We start from the raw sequence: 19,107 nt of genomic DNA, 5'->3' as shown, positions 1-19,107 counted from the left end.
TACGATAAACAAATGATTGAAATAAAAAATTTAAAATTTAAATATAATCAAGATCAAACCTCCTATACCCTGAATGATGTATCGTTTCACGTGAAACGTGGGGAATGGTTATCCATTGTAGGCCATAACGGATCTGGAAAATCCACGACAGCACGTCTTATTGACGGACTATTAGTGGCAGAGTCTGGGCAGATTATCGTTGATGGTCAAGAATTAACAGAAGAGAACGTCTGGGATATACGTGATAAGATTGGTATGGTCTTTCAAAATCCAGACAATCAATTTGTTGGGGCAACTGTTGAAGACGATGTTGCTTTTGGTCTTGAAAATAAAGGTGTTCCCTATGAAGAAATGGCTTCAAGAGTTCAAGAGGCTCTGGAATTTGTAGGAATGTCAGAATTTAAGGATAGAGAGCCAGCTAGATTATCTGGAGGTCAAAAACAACGTGTGGCTATCGCAGGTATTGTAGCTATGAGACCATCTATTTTGATTTTGGATGAGGCAACTAGCATGCTTGATCCAGAGGGTCGCCAGGAATTGATTCAATCTATTAAAGCTATTCGTAAAGAATACGGAATGACTGTTTTATCAATTACTCATGATCTCGATGAGGTCGCTTTGAGTGACCGTGTTTTGGTTTTGAAAAAAGGTAAAGTGGAGTCTGTTTCAAGTCCTCGTGAACTATTTAGTAGAGGCTCAGAGTTAGTTGACTTAGGTTTGGATATCCCTTTTAGTGCATTATTAACTAAAAAGCTAAGAAATAAAGGTCTGATAGATTGTGAAGACTATCTGACAGAAAAGGAATTGGTAGAACAATTATGGGAATCTCTCTCGAAAATGTAAGTTATATCTATCAAGCGGGTACTCCTTTTGAGGGGCGTGCCCTTTTTGATATGACGACGACGATAAAAGATGGTTCATATACAGCCTTTATTGGACATACAGGAAGTGGTAAATCTACTATTATGCAGCTCTTGAATGGTCTTTATTTACCCACTAGTGGTCAGGTTCACGTTGATGATACGATCATAACCAGTCAATCAAAGAATAAGGACATAAAACCAATTCGTAAGAAGGTAGGTTTAGTTTTTCAATTTCCAGAAAGTCAGTTATTTGCAGAGACTGTTTTAGAAGATGTTGCCTTTGGACCTCAAAATTTCGGAGTTTCTAAGGAAGAAGCAGAACAACGTGCTATTGAAAGTCTAAAATTAGTTGGACTCCCGGAAGAGTTTCATGGACAGAATCCTTTTGATTTATCAGGGGGACAAATGCGACGTGTTGCCATCGCAGGAATTCTAGCTATGCAACCAGATATTCTAGTGCTGGATGAACCGACTGCCGGTCTAGATCCACAGGGCCGGAAGGAATTGATGTCTCTCTTTAAGGAGTTACATCTTTCTGGAATGACGATTGTTTTAGTTACTCACTTGATGGATGATGTTGCCGATTATGCGACAGCTGTGAATGTTATGGAAAAAGGGCAACTAGTGTTGTCGGGAACTCCTAAAGATGTTTTTCAAAAAGTCACTTTTCTCAAAGAAAAGCAGTTAGGTGTTCCTAAAATCACAGAGTTCGCGCTAGAATTACAAGAAAAAGGTTATAGCTTTGAAAGTCTTCCTATTACAATAGAGGAATTCGTAGAGGTGTTGGTTCATGGATAAGTTAATTATTGGACGTTATATTGTTGGTGATTCTTTTATACACCGATTAGATCCTAGAAGTAAATTATTATCCATGCTGATTTATATTGTTATTATCTTTTGGGCTAATAATCCCTTAACTTATGCTGTAATAACTTTATTTACACTTTTCTTGGTTTTCTTGTCTAAAATTAAGCTTAGTTTCTTTTTGGGTGGTATTAAACCGATGATTTGGATTATATTATTCTCTACCCTGTTCCAAGTTTTCTTCAATACAAGAGGGAGTGTGCTTTGGTCCATCGGCTTTTTTAAGATTACGGAAGTTGGTTTAAATCAAGGTTGGATGATATTTCTCAGGTTTATACTCATTATTAGTTTTTCCACCTTACTTACTCTAACAACCACGCCGTTAAGTTTATCTGATGCAGTAGAGTTACTTTTAAAACCGCTGACTATTTTTAAAGTACCGGCACATGAAATTGGTCTAATGTTATCTTTGAGTTTACGTTTTGTACCAACCTTGATGGACGATACAACGCGTATTATGAATGCTCAGAAGGCGCGTGGTGTTGATTTTGGTGAAGGAAATATTATTCAAAAGGTTCGGTCAATTATACCAATCTTAGTTCCTTTATTTGCATCTAGCTTTAAACGAGCAGATGCTCTGGCTATAGCTATGGAAGCCAGAGGTTATCAAGGTGGTGAGGGGCGAACAAGATATCGTCGACTTTTATGGAACGGTCGAGATACCTTGTCAATTGCTGCTATTGTAACTTTAGGGTTAATACTTTTTTATTTTAAGAGTTAATTCGTAAGAATGAATAAAAACTAGGTCTTAAGACCTATAAGTATTTTAAGAACGTCTACGTAGGCGTTCTTTTTCGTCTAATCCTAAACTACCTGTAATATTTTTAATATCTCTAACAAGAGGATGTTATATTTGCACGGTATTATAGATACATGGTTATAGTTCTTCAGCTTAATCTGAATTAAAAATTTCCTATAGAGAATAAGCCAGATGATTAACCTATTGGTCATAAATAAAATAATTTAATAACTTTGACTAGTATGGATTGGACTATAAATAGATAGAGGAGCATCATCATGCAAACAAAGAATACATCTAACACTAAAAAATTAGGTCTTTTTGGACTTGTTACAGTGGCAACACTTGGAGCAACAGCGTTAGCTAATGCAGAAACTTACACAGTTCAAAAAGGAGATACCCTTTCAGCTATTGCTAAGAAGAATGGTACGACAGTGGACGAAATCGTCTCAAAAAATGGCATTCAAGATGCTAATAAGATTTCTATTGGTCAAAACTTAACGATTAATGAAACCACTGAAGAGCCAGCAGAACCTTCAGCTACAACAGAAGCAGCTGTTGAATCAACACAATCAACAGAGTCTACACAAAGTGAAGATACTCAAGCAACCAATACAAATCTTTCTTCTTCAGAGGCAGCTGCTAAAGAAGAAATCGCACAACGTGAGTCAAGCGGTAGCTATACAGCTCAAAATGGGCAATATTATGGACGTTACCAATTAGCATCATCATATTTGAACGGAGACTTGTCTCCTGAAAATCAAGAAAAAGTAGCAGATAATTATGTAGCAAGCCGTTATGGTTCATGGACAGCAGCTCTTGCTTTCTGGAATGCTCATGGTTGGTACTAAATCATTATTACTGACTTATGAGGAAAACTTGTAAAACATCATACAAATAAGGAAAAAATGCCAGATTTTTGGCGTTTTTTTATTAAAATGATAAGTCATTGTAACATTAGACATAATACAAATAATCGGCAGTAATATTACTAGGTTATGATGAATGTAACTAGAATTAGCTAGGAGGGATTTATGTTTAAAAAAAGTTATAAGGGACGCCGTATCAAATTAGCAGCAAAGAAATCATTGGCGGTACCAGTGGCAATTGTAACAAGTTTTATTGTCATTCTGGGAGTATCACTCTCTACGTTAGTTAATAAAGGGTTGGTTAACGCATTTTCAGATTCTGTTACTCCAGCGCCTTCAACAGCATCAACAACGTCAGAATCGACAGCAGATTTAGTAAAATCAACAGAAATTAGCTCAAGTAAAGATAATAAGGCTAATAAAGAAAAGGTTGAAGAAAGTAAGCCTCAGTCAGAAACAACAGGAGAAGCGGTAGAAGCAGCTGAAAAGTCTCAGTCATATACTGCTACTAAAAGCACTACTACAACGAGTACTGATACTACGTCGACTCAAAATACTATAACAGCTCCTTCGGTTGTTGCAAGTGGTAGTGGGTCAGTTGTTCTCTCAAATGGTAACACTGCAGGAGAAATCGGTTCTTATGCAGCAGCACAGATGGCAGCAGCAACTGGAGTTTCACAGTCAACTTGGGAGTCGATTATTGCGCGTGAATCAAATGGTGACCATACTGTAGCAAATAGTTCAGGAGCATCAGGTCTTTTTCAAACAATGCCAGGATGGGGTTCAACTGCAACAGTTGAAGATCAAATTCAATCAGCCTTGAATGCCTATAACGCACAAGGTTTGTCAGCTTGGAATTACTAATATTAATAGAAGTTGGGAGCATACTCTCAGCTTTTTAATTTGGCTCTTTTCTACCATTTGTCAAGTCTATCAAGGCTTTAAGTAAAAAAAGAGATAAGACAGTATCTATTCTGAGGTTACTGTCTTATTTTTAACACTTTTTGATCTATAAATGGGCATGCTAAAAAAACACCTCATCTGGTATTTTTTGAAACAAGGTGTTACAATAATACGGTATAGACAGCCTTATCGATTTTGGGTCAAAGAGTAATCGTAAAGTTTGTTATGCGTAATGAGGTAATACATTGTTCGAATGAGACGATGTATAGAGGCAATCGTATGTGGCTTAGTTGAAGCTATTGTCGATTGTCTTTTTCGTTTCTCATAAAAGTCAGCGATATGGCAGGGATTGGTATGACTAGCTGAAGCGATGTTGTGAATGCACTTGAACAAGATTTTTCTGGCATAGGGATTCCCTCGTTTAGTGATGTGTTCCTTGGCGAGAAAGTTCCCAGATTCATAGTGTCTCAGGTCAATGCCAATAAAAGCGTTGATTTGATTGGTAGACTGAAAGCGACGAATATCTCCCAATTCGCCAATGATAGATGTCGCTGTGGCTTCTGCGATGCCAGGAATTGACCGTAAGATGTCATACTCTGGTAAAGGCTGAGCTAGAGCTACCATGTCGTTTAAGACAACTTGTCTGCGTTCAGAAAGACGAAGCAACTCTTGAGCATAGTAACGAACCTCTTCAAGCATTGGAGAGGTTTTCTTGACCGCACAAAAAGATTGTTTAGCGAGTTTTATAAGTTTATCAGTTAGGTAAGCAATACGCTTTTCAGAGATGCGTTTGGAGGTAGATTGACGGATAATCTCACACAAGTTACTTTGAGATAGGCTTAATACAAACTCTTTGCATGGAAAAGCCATCACTAAGTTCCAATATTGCTCTCCAGTAGGTGTGGATAATAGATTTTCCAATTCAGGAAATGTGACTTGTAGGACCTTGTGCAGACGGTTTTTAGTTCGAACAAGATCTTCTGTCATATTTTGATAGAAACGGCTTAAATCACGCAGGTGTTGATAAACTTCTTCCTGCACGTAAGTTGGTTTACGATTGTGCACAAGCTGAGATTTAGCCAGCTTTTCAGCGTCAATTTTATCTGTTTTACGAACTCGCAGACTGTCCAATTGCTTCTTAGCTTCCAGTGGATTTAGCCGTGTGTAAGCGTAACTATATTCCTCAAGAAAGGCTTGAAGACGTCGAGAATAGACGCCTGTAGCCTCAAATATAATCTCAGGGTTATGAACAGTTTTCAAGTCGCCCAACAGGCGATTGAATCCAATGGTATCATTGAGTATGGTGTAGCCATGAACCTTCTCACCATTGACTAAAATGGCCACCTCAGAACTTGTTTTACTGACATCAATTCCAAATACTGCACGCATGACATTACCTCTTTTGTCTTGAATAATTCCATGTTTTAGTGATTTTATTTTCAATACGCGACGTTTAGCGTCCTACATACTTTGATCAAACTCCACCTAAAACAAGGTGTCTTGCCAGTTTGTCAAGCGACGTCTAGCGCCATAGAGCCCTACGACTTTACAAGACACCACTACTTTAACATAAAGAAAAAGTAGTGAGTACTCTCTCCCGTCGGAGATTTCTTCACTACTAATCTTAGTATGTTTGTCAACTGTAGTGGGTGACGAAAAGCTAACATCTAGAGAGGACCTGATAGGTTTTCTCTTTTTTTATGTTCAGAGTGATGAAGACACGTTTCTTAAAGTTGATGAAGTTTCTAAAACCGAAGCCCAACCGTTTGATGTCTTTAATCAACTTGTTGGTAGCTTCCAGTTTTGCGTTTGAATAATCTGTTTCTAGTGCATTTTGGATGTATTGTTTGTGTCTAAGAAAAGTTCTAAAGACCGTTTGAAAATAGTGATTGACTTTGCTTCTATTTTCCTCTATCAGCTCAAAGAACTCATCTACTCTTTTCTCCTGAAAGTGAAAAAGCAAGAGCTGATAGAGGTTATAATAATTAGCGAGTTCCTCTGAGAAATTCAATGTCTTCTCAACAACTTCATGTGGTGCTAAAGTTTGGCGGAAAGTCTTTGAATAAAAAGAGTTGAGAGATAGTTTACGGCTGTCCTTTTGGAAGAGTCGCCAGTGATTCTTCAAGGCTCGATAGGGTAGTGACTTCTTATCGAACTGGTTCATAATGGCAATTCTTGTCTTTAAAAAGGCTCGACCAAGATGCTGGATGATGTGGAAACGATCAAGAACGATTTTAGCGTTTGGGAAAAGTCTTCGAGCTAGTGGCATTATAGTCTCCTGACATATCCATCGTGATAAACTGCACCTTTTGTCGAGCTTTCAATGGATACTTCAAAAAGTAGTTTCGTATAGTGGTTTGGCGGCGATTATCAAGGATGGTTATGAGTTCGTTTGTCTCATAATTCTGCGCCACAAAAGCCAATTCCCCTTTCTTGAACCCAAACTCATCCCAGGACATTATAGCTGGGAGTTTGTCATAATGTTTCTTGAAAGTGAACTGGTCAAGCTTACGATAGACAGTGGACGTCTACACACGAAACCTTCTGGCAATATCAGTTAGTGACACCTTCTCAGTTAGGAGTTGTGTAACCTTTTGTCGGACCAGATTAGAGATTTGGCAGTTTTTCTCAACGATAGATGTCTCAGCCACCGTTACTCTCCTACAACTTTTACACTGGAAACGACGTTTTTTCAGATGTAGTAGAGTTGGAGTTCCAGCTTGCTCGAGAAGAGGGATTTTAGAGTTTTTTTGAAAGTCATATTTGATCATCTTTCCATGGCAGTGAGGACATGATGGTGCAGGGTAATCGAGTTTTGCTTGAATCTCTATATGAGTGTCAGTTTCAAAAACAAGTGAAATAATGATATTTTGGTCTTTAATTCCGATTAATTCTGTGGTATTCTTAATAAGTCTCATAAGTTCTTCCTAATGATGGTTTTGTCGCTTTTCATTATAGTTCTTATGGGACTTTTTGTGTACACTTAAAAAGCTCTATAATCTCTACAGTGGTTTTACCCACTACAGAAATTATAGAGCCTTTAATTTGGATGTGGGTAATATGTTTTATAGAGCTTTTTGTTATTATTAGGTAGGGTATGGCCTTTTTGTTATAATAGGAATGAAAGGTATAGCAATGAAACAAATTTTTAAATCAAGAGAAAAGTTGTAGGTTTCTCTTATTATTATAGCTTTTGCTGTGTTATTGGTTACACCACAACTATTTACAAGAAAAGTCATTTTAGGTTCATATTCCATCTTTCACTATAACAGATTCTATGAAGCCGCTATGCAATTAAAGAATGGTAACTTTTCTTACTTTTTGTCTTTGTACGGCTTCCAACAGTCAGGCCGCATTGTCAATGCTCTTTACGATCCTTTTTTTTGCCTATTTACAAGGAGGGATTGTTTTAATAAGTGGCACTTGGTTTCGTTATCAGATTGTGTCAAGGGTATTACTACATATATTAGCTGAATCCTCAATGTACGTTTTGCTCAAGCAGTGTAAAGTCAAGACTACCATTTCCTTGTCATTAGGTTTACTCTATGCTACAACATTCTCTATCCAGTACTGGACGATGCGTCAAGGGTTCTCTAGTTGGGGAGCAGCTTTACTACCTTTTTGTTTTATCCCAGCAATTCACTACATTTTTTATCAAAAAGTAGAACCAATTAGACTTGCCTTATCATGGCGTTGATTTTTCAAGTTCATGTACTTAGCGCTTTAATACTAGTGATGATGTATATTCCTTTTTACCTTTACACCTTTGTAAAGGTATCTGTCGCTAAAAAGAAGGAAACCTTCGTGCAAGTCGTTGTAGCAGTCATTCTTTTTCTCTTACTGACTGTCAATGTCTGGCTAGTACTCCTATATTTGAGAGGTACGAATCATCTTTTAGATCCATTTATAAATAGGAAAATAGGTAAGAATGGAATTGATGGAACAGCAAGATACTGGCTATATACCCCAATTTCCTTAATGGTGTTACTCGTTTTACAGTTTGTTTACGCTATTTTGAATTGGAGGAAATTAGCCAAATGGAAAAAAATATTGCATTTTATCTATTTTGTCTTCTTTTTCCGTGGCAGTATCTAGTAGAAAATGGAAATACCTTTGCTGAATTGATTCAATTTCCATTTCGATTCTTTGTTCCTGCCACCATTTTGCTTTTAGCCATTACAGGATTAACTGTCACACGATTTGTTAATTGGCGAAAAAGTATTGCTGTGTTACTTTTCGCCTTTGCGGGCATTGGTCTTATTCAGAATATGATGGATACTACCGATCGTGTAAAAACTGCGGCACAGGATGGTGAACTTATTTCCATTGTTAAACATACTTATGTTGAGGGTGATTACCAGACGATAAGTCTTACCATGAATGACAGTGACTTGTCACAGTTTTTAAATTTAGTTGTCAAACCACACCAGATTACGTACCGATTTATGGGACAATAGGTGAGCAGAATACTTACGATCTTTATTATAAAAATATCGTTACGAATCAGAAGGCAAAGAAGATACTCGAAGATGGTTATCTTGTATTAACTTGGGAAGCTGCTGAAGGGGAGGGACTGAATCTACCGATAGTTGTTTATAAAGATTCTATCTTGACACTAAATGGTAAAGAACTAGACAAGGATGACTATAGTTTGTCAATGATTGGTACACTGACCGTTTCATCACAAAAAGGACAGAATAAACTGGTGTTAAGTTATCAGGAGCCAGGATGGCTATTTGTAGCGTTAGTGATTCCAATAATAGTTCTGGGAGTAATAGGTTTACAGTGGCTTTACACAAAAATAAGTATAAAAAAGGTTGCCTAGTGGTAACCTTTTTGCATTATTCTTTAATCATGATATAATTAAGCTTGCGTGCTTTTACGCTTCAAAATCGACCTTCAAATCGATATTTGAACAACTAGACCCTTCAAGTCTATGTTAATTTTTATTTGATGGGAGGAGTTATCTATGACTGATAATTCAAAAATACGTGTTGTTGTCGGTATGAGTGGTGGCGTTGATTCATCAGTAACAGCCTTACTTTTAAAAGAGCAAGGTTATGATGTAATCGGTGTTTTCATGAAAAACTGGGATGACACAGATGAATTTGGTGTGTGTACCGCAACTGAAGATTATAAAGATGTAGCAGCAGTAGCTGATCAGATTGGTATCCCCTATTACTCTGTCAACTTTGAAAAAGAGTACTGGGATCGTGTATTTGAGTATTTCTTAGCAGAGTACCGTGCAGGCCGTACCCCTAATCCAGACGTTATGTGTAATAAGGAAATCAAGTTTAAGGCATTCTTAGATTATGCGATGACATTGGGAGCAGATTATGTGGCTACAGGACATTACGCTCAAGTTGTTCGCGATGAAGACGGCATTGTCCATATGTTGCGTGGTGCAGATAATAACAAAGATCAAACCTACTTCCTTAGTCAACTTTCGCAAGAGCAGTTGCAGAAAACGATGTTTCCCTTAGGACATCTACAAAAGCCAGAAGTTCGTGAGATTGCTGAACGTGTAGGTCTTGCAACAGCCAAGAAAAAAGATTCGACAGGAATTTGTTTTATTGGTGAGAAAAACTTTAAAGAATTTCTTAGCCAATACTTGCCAGCTCAAAAAGGTCGTATGATGACTGTCGATGGTCGTGATATGGGGGAACATAACGGACTCATGTATTACACCATTGGTCAACGTGGAGGTATGGGTATTGGTGGTCAAAAAGGTGGCGATAATGCTCCTTGGTTTGTAGTAGGGAAAGATCTTTCTAAAAATATTCTTTACGTGGGTCAAGGTTTCCACCATGAGTCGTTGATGTCAACTTCACTTGACGCTTCAATGATTCACTTTACTCGAGATATGCCAGAAGAATTTGAAATGGAATGCACAGCAAAATTCCGTTATCGTCAACCTGATAGTAAAGTTACTGTAAAGGTTAAAGGTGACAAAGCAGAGGTTATTTTTGCTGAACCTCAGCGTGCTATTACACCTGGTCAAGCCGTTGTTTTCTATGATGGTCAGGAATGTTTGGGCGGCGGTATTATTGACCAAGCGTATAAAGACGGAAAAGTTTGTCAGTATATCTAACTGGAGTTAAGTAATAATGATGAGTTCCCAATTTTTTATGCATTTATGGCATTTTTCGCTATTCTATAATGAACACAATTTCAAATCTTCCTATAGTGTGCAGACTCTAATCAAATAGTGATTTTCATTGACAAAACGATTTGATTTGATAAAATAACTTTAACAATAGTCATGATGGTCAAAGCTCATGAGAATTGTGCGTTTTTGCGTACAGTTTTCTGGAGTTTTGGCTATTTTTGTAGGAAAAAAACAAAGAAAGGATGGGGCAGTTGATTGTAAATCACTGCATAAATCTAAAAAATGTCTTACGAGTTTGATGAAAATTTTGATGTAATTGTTGTTGGTGCTGGTCACGCCGGTGTGGAAGCTAGCTTGGCTGCAGCCCGTATGGGATGTAAGGTTTTATTAGCGACTATTAACCTAGAGATGCTGGCTTTTATGCCATGTAACCCTTCTATCGGTGGATCGGCCAAGGGGATTGTTGTTCGTGAAATTGATGCTCTTGGTGGAGAGATGGGTAAAAACATTGACAAAACCTATATTCAAATGAAAATGTTGAATACTGGTAAAGGACCTGCAGTTCGAGCTTTGCGTGCTCAAGCAGACAAAGCCTTGTATGCCATGACAATGAAACATACAGTTGAGCGTCAGGAAAACTTGACTCTACGTCAATCAATGGTTGATGAAATACTTGTTGAAGATGGCAAGGTAGTCGGTGTCAGAACAGCCACAAATCAAAAATATGGAGCTAAAGCAGTTGTTGTAACAACAGGAACGGCTTTACGCGGTGAAATTATCCTAGGTGAGCTCAAATATTCTTCAGGACCAAATAATAGTCTTGCATCGGTTACTTTGGCTGATAATTTGAAGGAGCTTGGGCTTGAAATTGGTCGATTTAAAACAGGTACTCCTCCTCGTGTCAAGGCATCATCAATTAATTACGAAGAGACCGAGATTCAACCAGGCGACGAAAAGTCAAATCATTTTTCATTCTTGTCGAAGGATGAAGACTATCTTCAGGACCAAATTCCTTGTTGGCTAACTTATACGAATCAAGAAAGCCACGATATTATCAATAACAATTTACACCGTGCACCGATGTTCTCAGGTATTGTCAAGGGAGTAGGTCCTCGTTACTGCCCATCAATCGAAGATAAAATTGTCCGCTTTGCAGATAAGAATCGCCATCAGCTTTTCCTTGAACCTGAAGGAAGAGAGACTGAAGAAGTCTATGTGCAAGGCCTGTCAACTAGTCTGCCAGAGGATGTTCAAAAAGAGTTGATTCACTCAATTAAAGGTCTCGAAAAGGCAGAGATGATGCGAACTGGTTATGCGATTGAATATGATATCGTGCTCCCTCATCAACTACGTGCAACACTTGAAACGAAGTTGATTTCAGGTCTCTTTACAGCAGGACAGACCAACGGAACTTCTGGATACGAGGAGGCAGCAGGTCAGGGGCTAGTTGCTGGTATCAATGCGGCTCTTAAAGTTCAAGGTAAACCTGAGCTTATTCTCAAACGTAGTGATGCCTATATTGGTGTAATGATTGACGATCTTGTTACAAAAGGAACTTTGGAGCCATATCGTTTATTGACATCACGCGCAGAGTATCGTCTCATATTACGTCATGATAATGCAGACATGCGCTTGACACCTATTGGTCGAGAAGTTGGTTTGGTTGACGATGAACGTTGGAGTATCTTTGAAATTAAGAAAAATCAGTTTGACAGCGAGTTGACACGTCTGTCAAAAGAAAAATTAAAGCCTATCAAAGAAACAAATGAAAAAATTCAAGCTCTAGGCTTTAAGCCTTTGACAGATGCCATGACAGCCAAAGAGTTTATGCGTCGACCTGAGATTGATTACGCTACAGCTACTCAGTTTGTCGGTCCAGCTGCAGAAGATTTGGATGCTAAGGTTATAGAGTTACTTGAAACTGAAATCAAGTACGAAGGTTATATCAATAAAGCTTTGGATCAAGTAGCTAAGATGAAGCGAATGGAAGAAAAAAAGATTCCGAAAAATATTGATTGGGATGCTATTGATTCTATTGCAACTGAGGCTCGTCAAAAATTTAAGAAAATAAATCCTGAAACTATTGGTCAAGCAAGCCGTATATCAGGGGTTAATCCAGCAGATATCTCTATTTTGATGGTTTACCTTGAAGGCAATAATAAGGCTCGACGTAAAGTGGAGTAACAGTCGTAACACTTGTAAAAGCCTTTTAATTAAGGCTTTTTTATGTTATAATTGTTAGATTAAGAGGTTTTATATGAAAAGATTTCACTTTGCAACTATTCACCTGGTAATGATAGGTCTAATTCTTTTTGGAATTGCTACCATTTTTGTTCGCGTATTACAATCGGAGTCTGCACTCATTTTTGCGCTTTTTATCATTATGGTAGTAGTTGTTGCACTATTGCACTACCAAAAGACAACATATGAGTCCTTAGAAATAGAGCAATTAGATGAACTGAATCAGGATGTTGAAGATTCTTTGAAGACCCTTCTTGGAAAGATGCCTGTCGGAGTTATTACTTTTGACGAAAATGACCATATTGAATGGTTCAACCCCTATGCCAAGTTAGTGCTTTCAGATGAATATGGGAACTTCAATAAGCAGTTGATTGCAGATTTTATCTCCCAGAAACGAAAAGGGTCACCTTCGAATGTGATAACTGTTGGTGACAATAAATATGCTGCCTTTGTGGATTTTGACAATAAGTTGACATATTTTATTGACAATGTTTATGATCAAGATGAAAATGTTGATCCAAATATGACTCGACCTGTTATTGGGATTATTTCAGTTGATAACTACGACGATGTGACAGGAAGTTTGCCAGATGCGGATGTTTCAAAAATCAATACATTTGTAGCAGGATTTATTTCTGAGTTTGCTAAGTCTAAGCATATTCATTATCGACGTATTGAAGGGGATCGTTTTTATTTCTTTACCAATTACAGTGTTTTGACAGAATTTATGGATCAAAAGTTTTCTGTCTTGGATGACTTCCGTCAACAGGCACAAGAACGTGGTTTACCACTGACTTTGAGTATGGGAATATCCTTTGGGACGCTTAAGCATGATCAAATCGGGCAAGTTGCTTTGCAGAACCTTAATATTGCACTTGTTCGAGGCGGGGATCAAGCTGTTGTTAAGGAAAATGACGATCACAAGGAACTTCTTTATTTTGGAGGAGGCTCTGTCTCAACAGTTAAGCGTTCTCGTACAAGAACAAGGGCTATGATGACTGCAATCTCAGATAAGTTAAAAACAGTCGAAAAAGTATTTGTTGTTGGTCACAAGAATCTTGATATGGACGCCTTAGGGGCTACTGTTGGTATGGCCCATTTTGCTAGTCAGATTGTTAGAAAGAGCTATGCTGTTTATGATGATATGGCTATGAATGCGGATATTGAGCGTGCGGTCGAACGTTTGAAAGAAGATGGGCAGTCACCACTTATTACACTCTCAGAAGCTGAAGAACTAGTTAATCAACACTCATTGCTAATTATGGTTGACCATTCAAAAATCCATCTAACCCTATCTCAGGATTTTTATGATCGATTTAATGAAGTTATTGTCGTAGACCATCACCGTCGAGATGATGACTTCCCTGAAAATGCGGTTTTGACCTTTATTGAAAGTGGAGCAAGCTCTGCTTGTGAATTAGTTACGGAGTTGTTACAATTCCAAGGGGCTCCAGAACGTTTGAGTAAAATCCAAGCTTCTATCCTTATGGCGGGTATAATGCTAGATACCAAGAATTTCTCTACGCGTGTTACTAGTCGAACATTTGATGTTGCCTCTTACCTTCGTGGTTTAGGAAGTGACAGCGGAGAAATTCAAACGATTTCTGCTACTGATTTTGACGAATATCGGCGTATTAATGAGTTAATTCTTGCAGGCGAACGAATTACTGATGATATAATCGTTGCTACAGGAGATAACTATAAGTGTTATAATAATGTTGTGATTTCTAAGGCAGCAGATACTATGCTTGCAATGGCTGGAATCGAAGCAACCTTTGTTGTTGCTCGAACAAGTAATTCTACTGTAAACATATCTTCTCGAAGCCATAATGCGATTAATGTACAACGCATTATGGAAAAATTAGGTGGAGGAGGACATTTCAACCTAGCTGCCTGCCAGTTACGAGACTGTAGTGTTGCTCAAGCGCAAAATAAATTAATTGAAACTATTATGGGAGAGTTGGCTCCCAAGGGGGATTAAAATGAAAGTTATTTTCTTACAAGACGTTAAGGGTAAAGGAAAAAAAGGTGAAATTAAAGAAGTACCATCAGGTTATGCTCAAAACTTCTTGATTAAAAAGAATCTTGCTAAAGAAGCAACAAACCAAGCTATCGGGGAGTTGAAAGGAAAACAAAAATCAGAAGAAAAGCATGCTGCAGAGTTGTTAGCTGAAGCAAGACGTGTTAAAGAACAGCTTGAGAAAGAAGAAAATCGTCTTCAATTTACTGAGAAGGTTGGACCAGATGGTCGTACATTTGGTTCAATTACAGCTAAAAAGATTGCGGAAGGACTTCAGAAACAGTTTGGAATCAAGATTGATAAACGTCATATTGAACTTGAACATCCTATTCGAGCGATTGGTTTGATAGAGGTTCCTGTAAAGCTTCATAAAGAAGTGAATGCACAAATTAAGATTAACATCAAAAATAGTGCTGAGTAATTCATTGACACTATAAGTAAATCTTGTAAAGGAGGGAATAATTGTGTCAGAGGCTCAAGAATTACGAGTGCAACCTCATGATTTAGTAGCGGAACAGTCTGTTTTGGGGGCTATTTTCATTAACCCGGAAAAGTTAATTACAGTTCGAGAGTTTATCGAAGCAGATGACTTTTACAAGTATTCCCATCGTGTCATTTTTAAAGCAATGGTAACGCTGTCGGATCGAAATGATGCCATTGATGCCACGACAGTACGTACTATTCTAGATGACCAAGATGACCTCCAAAACATAGGGGGTATTTCTTATCTTGTAGATTTGGTCAATAGTGTTCCAACATCCGCAAATGCTGAGTACTATGCTAAGATTGTTGCTGAGAAAGCCATGCTTCGCCATATTATAAATAGGTTGACAGAGACTGTAAACCAAGCATATGAGGGGGCAACTGAATCTGATGAAATTATTGCAAATGCTGAGAAAGCCTTAGTTGATGTTTCAGAGCATAGCAATCGTAGTGGTTTCCGTAAAATATCTGAAGTTCTTGATGTCAATTTTAATACTTTGGAGATGCGTTCACAGCAAACATCAGATGTTACTGGGTTACCAACAGGTTTCCGTGATCTTGACAAGATTACAACAGGTTTACACCCTGATCAATTAATTATTTTAGCAGCTCGTCCCGCAGTTGGTAAAACAGCCTTTGTGTTGAACATTGCTCAGAATGTTGGCACCAAGCAAAATAAATCTGTTGCAGTCTTTTCACTAGAGATGGGTGCAGAAAGCTTGGTTGATCGTATGTTGGCAGCTGAAGGGATGATTGATTCCCATGCTTTACGTACAGGTCAATTGACAGAGCAAGATTGGAATAATGTGATGATTGCTCAAGGGGCATTGGCTGAGGCACCTATTTATATAGATGATACCCCTGGTATAAAGATTACTGAGATTCGTGCACGGTCCCGTAAATTGTCACAAGAAGTAGAAGGTGGTCTCGGTCTCATTGTGATTGACTATTTACAGTTGATTACAGGGACGCGACCAGAAAATCGCCAACAAGAGGTTTCAGATATTTCAAGGCAGTTAAAAATCCTAGCCAAGGAGCTCAAAGTTCCTGTAATTGCCTTGAGTCAGTTGTCTCGTGGGGTTGAACAACGTCAGGATAAACGTCCAGTCTTATCTGATATTCGTGAGTCAGGATCTATCGAGCAGGATGCCGATATTGTAGCCTTCTTATATCGTGATGATTACTACCGAAAAGAGGGTGAAGAACCAGAGAATGCGATTGAAGATAATACAATCGAAGTTATCCTAGAAAAAAACCGTGCTGGTGCGCGTGGAACAGTCAAGTTACTATTCCAAAAAGAATACAATAAATTTTCATCGATTGCTCAGTTTGAGGAATCATAATTTTCAGATTTAAGGAGATATATATGAGTGATGCATTTGCAGATGTTGCTAAGATGAAAAACATCAAGGAAGCTATTAAGTCACATGAAGGTCAGCTAGTAGAATTGACCTTAGAGAATGGACGTAAACGTGAAAAGAATAAAATTGGTCGATTGACAGAGGTTTATCCATCATTGTTTATTGTTGAATATCAAGACTTCAGTTCTCAAGCAGGAGCTATTAATAATAGTTATGTTGAATCTTACACTTATTCAGATATTTTGACTGAGAAGACTCTCATTCGTTATTTGAGTCCTGAGGAACAAGCTGAAATCGAAAATAAATAAGAAAAAGCCTTTACTTGGGCTTTTTTTCGTGGTAAAATGTTAAAGTATGAGAAATAATAGCAGGATAAAATGAAGCTCGTCAACAGGAAGTCGGCTAGAAAAGTAACCTTTGCTGTTTGGGCGAAGTCTTTCTGAACGAATCAGGTTTATCTAAAACGTTATTTCCTAAAAATATTTTTTATAGGAGGACATTATTAATGTCACGTTATACAGGTCCATCATGGAAACAATCACGTCGCCTTGGTTTCTCACTTACAGGCACAGGTAAAGAATTGGCACGTCGTAACTACGTACCAGGTCAACACGGTCCAAACAACCGTTCAAAACTTTCAGAGTACGGTTTGCAATTGGCTGAGAAACAAAAACTTCGTTTCTCATACGGTTTGGGTGAAAAACAATTCCGTAACTTGTTCGTACAAGCTACTAAAGTTAAAGGTGGAACACTTGGTTTCAACTTTATGGTTCTTTTGGAACGTCGTCTTGACAACGTTGTTTACCGTCTCGGCCTTGCAACTACTCGTCGTCAAGCACGTCAATTCGTAAACCACGGTCATATCCTTGTTGACGGTAAACGTGTTGATATCCCATCATACCGCGTTGAAGTTGGTCAAGTAATCTCAGTTCGTGAAAAATCAGCTAAAGTTCCTGCTATCCTTGAAGCAGTAGAAGCTACTATCGGACGTCCAGCATTTGTATCATTCGATGCTGAAAAACTTGAAGGTTCATTGACACGTCTTCCAGAACGTGATGAAATCAACCCAGAAATCAACGAAGCACTTGTCGTTGAATTCTATAACAAAATGCTTTAATTTTAAAATTCATTTTGCAAAAAGCCCGTTGTTATGGGTTTTTTTGTTTATCTTAAATCATTGATTTTTAGGTTTGTTCAGTTATTTGTTTAGTTACAAGTTTGTCTTCTAATATAAAAAAGTCCCTAGTCTAGTACAAGTGACTGGGGATTCGTAATATGATGATAGATGATTTTGAGGTATAAATTATTTATTATCCAATCCGCCTTCAAAATCTGCTGAAACGTTTGAAACGTAGTTAGTGAAGTAGCTTTCAAAATCTTTTTTTAGTTGGTCGTACTCCTCTTCGGAGTAATCTTTATCCTCTATATAAGCCTGAAATCTAGGAATTCCCAAATCTTTTTGGAGACGTTGGATTACTTCTGTCTTTGTCATAAGAACCTCTCTTTCATTCTTTATTTTACCACATTTCAAATTGTATGAAGCATACATGTTGTTTTTAAGGTTCACTTTTGATATACTGTCGAAGTTATTTAAGAAGGAGGCTACTATGTCTATTATTACACTAATTTTAGCTGGGATTGTTGCTTTGGAGCATCTCTATATCATGTATTTGGAAACTTTTGCGACACATTCAGACACGACTAGTCGTGTTTTCAATATGAGTAAAGAAGAACTTCAACGTGATTCTGTTACAAACTTATTTAAAAATCAAGGGATTTACAATGGTTTGATTGCTGTATTCCTCTTGTATGGGATTTTCACAAGTAGTCAGCTACTTGTAACTGTTTTTGTACTCAATGTTTTCTTTGCTGCTATTTATGGTGCTATAACTGCCAATAAGAAAATTATTTTAACGCAAGGCGGACCCGCAATTTTAACCTTGCTTTCACTTATTATTCCCTTATTTTAAGGATTTTATTGTAAAAGAAAAAAGCTGCTTTAACTATTGAAATGGTTAACAGCTTTTTATGATTTTGAAGTTATTTATTGTGGAATAAAGCGTAGAAGAAAGTCTGTCATTTCTTGAGGTGATTCTTTTTTTTCTTTATTTATCCAGGCTTGACAAGCACCAAAAATAGCATGCGCAAAATAAATACTGGCATAATCCTTCTCGAATCCTTTGAGAGCTCTTTTTTCAGCAGTAGGGTCAATAAAGTCTTCAGCTATCATACGCTGAAGTTTATGTATCAGAAAATCTTGAATTTCTTTTGAACCATTTGTAGACAATAGAGCTGATAGGAGCTTTTCACGAGTGAGAAATTCAAAGATTTCGAGAAAGGCCCCTTCTTTCTTTCCTTCATATTTATCAAATATATACTCTAGTTTATGGAAAAGCTCTTTCTGATAACTATCAATCATTTCATACTTATCTTTGTAGTGGGTATAAAAACTCGAACGGCTAATACCAGCTGTTTGAACCAGACGAATGGTAGTAATATCATTGAAATCTTGGTCTTTAAGGCATATTACCAAAGCATCTAAAAGAGCTTTTTTAGTCTGTGAACGTCTTTGATCTTTTGTCATGTATTTCTCCTTTTACACACTTTTAGACAATATGTCCAAAAGAAGTTTTTAAATATTGATTTTAAAATTAA

General features: G+C 37.6%; 16 protein-coding genes and 2 pseudogenes. 14 read left to right on the top strand and 4 right to left on the bottom strand.

Features of this window, described 5'->3' with window-relative positions; translation table 11 throughout:
• Nucleotides 1–12: 12 nt before the first annotated feature.
• The 5 genes from EL076_RS09800 to EL076_RS09780 all read left to right on the top strand — a co-directional run bounded on the left by EL076_RS09800 (nucleotide 13) and on the right by EL076_RS09780 (nucleotide 4,199).
• Nucleotides 13–843 (top strand): energy-coupling factor ABC transporter ATP-binding protein, encoded by an 831-nt coding sequence (locus tag EL076_RS09800; RefSeq protein ID WP_048788071.1) that lies wholly within the window; start codon nucleotides 13–15, stop codon nucleotides 841–843.
• A complete protein-coding gene (locus EL076_RS09795; protein ID WP_003095315.1) occupies nucleotides 819–1,661 on the top strand; it encodes an energy-coupling factor transporter ATPase in 843 nt (280 codons plus the stop codon). Before EL076_RS09800 ends, EL076_RS09795 begins: the two co-directional genes overlap by 25 nt.
• On the top strand, nucleotides 1,654–2,448 hold the full coding sequence (locus EL076_RS09790; protein ID WP_126430127.1) for an energy-coupling factor transporter transmembrane component T family protein: 795 nt from the start codon (nucleotides 1,654–1,656) through the stop codon (nucleotides 2,446–2,448). Before EL076_RS09795 ends, EL076_RS09790 begins: the two co-directional genes overlap by 8 nt.
• Before the next feature lie 296 nt (nucleotides 2,449–2,744).
• Nucleotides 2,745–3,317: an aggregation-promoting factor gene (apf, locus tag EL076_RS09785; RefSeq protein ID WP_126430126.1), complete on the top strand. Its 573-nt coding sequence runs from the start codon at nucleotides 2,745–2,747 to the stop codon at nucleotides 3,315–3,317.
• Between the two features lie 183 nt (nucleotides 3,318–3,500).
• On the top strand, nucleotides 3,501–4,199 hold the full coding sequence (locus tag EL076_RS09780; RefSeq protein WP_126430125.1) for a lysozyme family protein: 699 nt from the start codon (nucleotides 3,501–3,503) through the stop codon (nucleotides 4,197–4,199).
• A gap of 225 nt (nucleotides 4,200–4,424) precedes the next feature.
• Here the strand turns inward: EL076_RS09780 and EL076_RS09775 are convergent, their stop codons facing one another.
• Together EL076_RS09775 and EL076_RS09765 are read right to left on the bottom strand one after the other, a co-directional pair.
• Entirely contained in the window at nucleotides 4,425–5,627 is a 1,203-nt protein-coding gene (locus tag EL076_RS09775) for an IS110 family RNA-guided transposase (protein ID WP_126429321.1), read from the bottom strand.
• 278 nt (nucleotides 5,628–5,905) lie between these two features.
• Nucleotides 5,906–7,156, bottom strand: a pseudogene (locus EL076_RS09765) (ISL3 family transposase).
• Between the two features lie 262 nt (nucleotides 7,157–7,418).
• Here EL076_RS09765 and EL076_RS10525 point away from each other — a divergent pair.
• The 8 genes and pseudogenes from EL076_RS10525 to rpsD all read left to right on the top strand — a co-directional run bounded on the left by EL076_RS10525 (nucleotide 7,419) and on the right by rpsD (nucleotide 17,569).
• A pseudogene (locus tag EL076_RS10525) lies at nucleotides 7,419–9,063 on the top strand (hypothetical protein).
• A gap of 144 nt (nucleotides 9,064–9,207) precedes the next feature.
• Nucleotides 9,208–10,329, top strand: a complete 1,122-nt coding sequence (gene mnmA / locus EL076_RS09755; protein WP_003095241.1) for a tRNA 2-thiouridine(34) synthase MnmA — start codon at nucleotides 9,208–9,210, stop codon at nucleotides 10,327–10,329.
• Nucleotides 10,330–10,629: 300 nt separating this feature from the next.
• Nucleotides 10,630–12,531 (top strand): tRNA uridine-5-carboxymethylaminomethyl(34) synthesis enzyme MnmG, encoded by a 1,902-nt coding sequence (mnmG, locus tag EL076_RS09750; RefSeq protein ID WP_126430124.1) that lies wholly within the window; start codon nucleotides 10,630–10,632, stop codon nucleotides 12,529–12,531.
• A 73-nt stretch (nucleotides 12,532–12,604) separates the two neighbouring features.
• Complete coding sequence (locus tag EL076_RS09745) at nucleotides 12,605–14,569, top strand: DHH family phosphoesterase (RefSeq protein WP_126430123.1); 1,965 nt, start codon at nucleotides 12,605–12,607, stop codon at nucleotides 14,567–14,569.
• Between the two features lies 1 nt (nucleotide 14,570).
• Nucleotides 14,571–15,029: a 50S ribosomal protein L9 gene (gene rplI / locus EL076_RS09740; RefSeq protein ID WP_003095765.1), complete on the top strand. Its 459-nt coding sequence runs from the start codon at nucleotides 14,571–14,573 to the stop codon at nucleotides 15,027–15,029.
• A gap of 43 nt (nucleotides 15,030–15,072) precedes the next feature.
• On the top strand, nucleotides 15,073–16,434 hold the full coding sequence (gene dnaB / locus EL076_RS09735) for a replicative DNA helicase (protein ID WP_003095302.1): 1,362 nt from the start codon (nucleotides 15,073–15,075) through the stop codon (nucleotides 16,432–16,434).
• A 23-nt stretch (nucleotides 16,435–16,457) separates the two neighbouring features.
• Entirely contained in the window at nucleotides 16,458–16,760 is a 303-nt protein-coding gene (locus EL076_RS09730; RefSeq protein ID WP_002885699.1) for a Veg family protein, read from the top strand.
• A gap of 197 nt (nucleotides 16,761–16,957) precedes the next feature.
• Nucleotides 16,958–17,569, top strand: a complete 612-nt coding sequence (rpsD, locus tag EL076_RS09725; RefSeq protein WP_002885833.1) for a 30S ribosomal protein S4 — start codon at nucleotides 16,958–16,960, stop codon at nucleotides 17,567–17,569.
• Nucleotides 17,570–17,755: 186 nt separating this feature from the next.
• On the opposite strand, the gene EL076_RS09720 is transcribed toward rpsD, so the two are convergent.
• Complete coding sequence (locus tag EL076_RS09720; RefSeq protein ID WP_003095232.1) at nucleotides 17,756–17,944, bottom strand: hypothetical protein; 189 nt, start codon at nucleotides 17,942–17,944, stop codon at nucleotides 17,756–17,758.
• 115 nt (nucleotides 17,945–18,059) lie between these two features.
• On the opposite strand from EL076_RS09720, the gene EL076_RS09715 reads away from it, so the two are divergent.
• Nucleotides 18,060–18,422 carry a DUF1304 domain-containing protein gene (locus EL076_RS09715; protein WP_003095271.1) on the top strand — a complete coding sequence of 121 codons (363 nt, stop codon included), beginning with the start codon at nucleotides 18,060–18,062 and terminating at the stop codon, nucleotides 18,420–18,422.
• Between the two features lie 74 nt (nucleotides 18,423–18,496).
• Here EL076_RS09715 and EL076_RS09710 read toward each other — a convergent pair whose 3' ends face one another.
• Nucleotides 18,497–19,036 (bottom strand): TetR/AcrR family transcriptional regulator, encoded by a 540-nt coding sequence (locus EL076_RS09710; protein WP_126430122.1) that lies wholly within the window; start codon nucleotides 19,034–19,036, stop codon nucleotides 18,497–18,499.
• Between the last annotated feature and the right edge of the window lie 71 nt (nucleotides 19,037–19,107).

The sequence above is a fragment of the Streptococcus vestibularis genome, assembly GCF_900636445.1.
Classification (GTDB): Bacteria; Bacillota; Bacilli; order Lactobacillales; family Streptococcaceae; genus Streptococcus; species Streptococcus vestibularis.
The sequence above is the reverse complement of the archived record's forward strand: the minus strand, read 5'-3'. Positions and strand labels throughout refer to the sequence as shown.

What these genes read in the sequence shown, in the direction of transcription:
- mnmG (WP_126430124.1), top strand. Translation starts at nt 10,630, where the DNA reads ATGTCTTACGAGTTTGATGAAAATTTTGATGTAATTGTTGTTGGTGCT.
- mnmA (WP_003095241.1), top strand. Translation starts at nt 9,208, where the DNA reads ATGACTGATAATTCAAAAATACGTGTTGTTGTCGGTATGAGTGGTGGC.
- EL076_RS09710 (WP_126430122.1), bottom strand. Translation starts at nt 19,036, where the DNA reads ATGACAAAAGATCAAAGACGTTCACAGACTAAAAAAGCTCTTTTAGAT.
- EL076_RS09780 (WP_126430125.1), top strand. Translation starts at nt 3,501, where the DNA reads ATGTTTAAAAAAAGTTATAAGGGACGCCGTATCAAATTAGCAGCAAAG.
- EL076_RS09800 (WP_048788071.1), top strand. Translation starts at nt 13, where the DNA reads ATGATTGAAATAAAAAATTTAAAATTTAAATATAATCAAGATCAAACC.
- rplI (WP_003095765.1), top strand. Translation starts at nt 14,571, where the DNA reads ATGAAAGTTATTTTCTTACAAGACGTTAAGGGTAAAGGAAAAAAAGGT.
- EL076_RS09730 (WP_002885699.1), top strand. Translation starts at nt 16,458, where the DNA reads ATGAGTGATGCATTTGCAGATGTTGCTAAGATGAAAAACATCAAGGAA.
- EL076_RS09745 (WP_126430123.1), top strand. Translation starts at nt 12,605, where the DNA reads ATGAAAAGATTTCACTTTGCAACTATTCACCTGGTAATGATAGGTCTA.
- EL076_RS09795 (WP_003095315.1), top strand. Translation starts at nt 819, where the DNA reads ATGGGAATCTCTCTCGAAAATGTAAGTTATATCTATCAAGCGGGTACT.
- EL076_RS09775 (WP_126429321.1), bottom strand. Translation starts at nt 5,627, where the DNA reads ATGCGTGCAGTATTTGGAATTGATGTCAGTAAAACAAGTTCTGAGGTG.
- rpsD (WP_002885833.1), top strand. Translation starts at nt 16,958, where the DNA reads ATGTCACGTTATACAGGTCCATCATGGAAACAATCACGTCGCCTTGGT.
- EL076_RS09720 (WP_003095232.1), bottom strand. Translation starts at nt 17,944, where the DNA reads ATGACAAAGACAGAAGTAATCCAACGTCTCCAAAAAGATTTGGGAATT.
- EL076_RS09790 (WP_126430127.1), top strand. Translation starts at nt 1,654, where the DNA reads ATGGATAAGTTAATTATTGGACGTTATATTGTTGGTGATTCTTTTATA.
- apf (WP_126430126.1), top strand. Translation starts at nt 2,745, where the DNA reads ATGCAAACAAAGAATACATCTAACACTAAAAAATTAGGTCTTTTTGGA.
- EL076_RS09715 (WP_003095271.1), top strand. Translation starts at nt 18,060, where the DNA reads ATGTCTATTATTACACTAATTTTAGCTGGGATTGTTGCTTTGGAGCAT.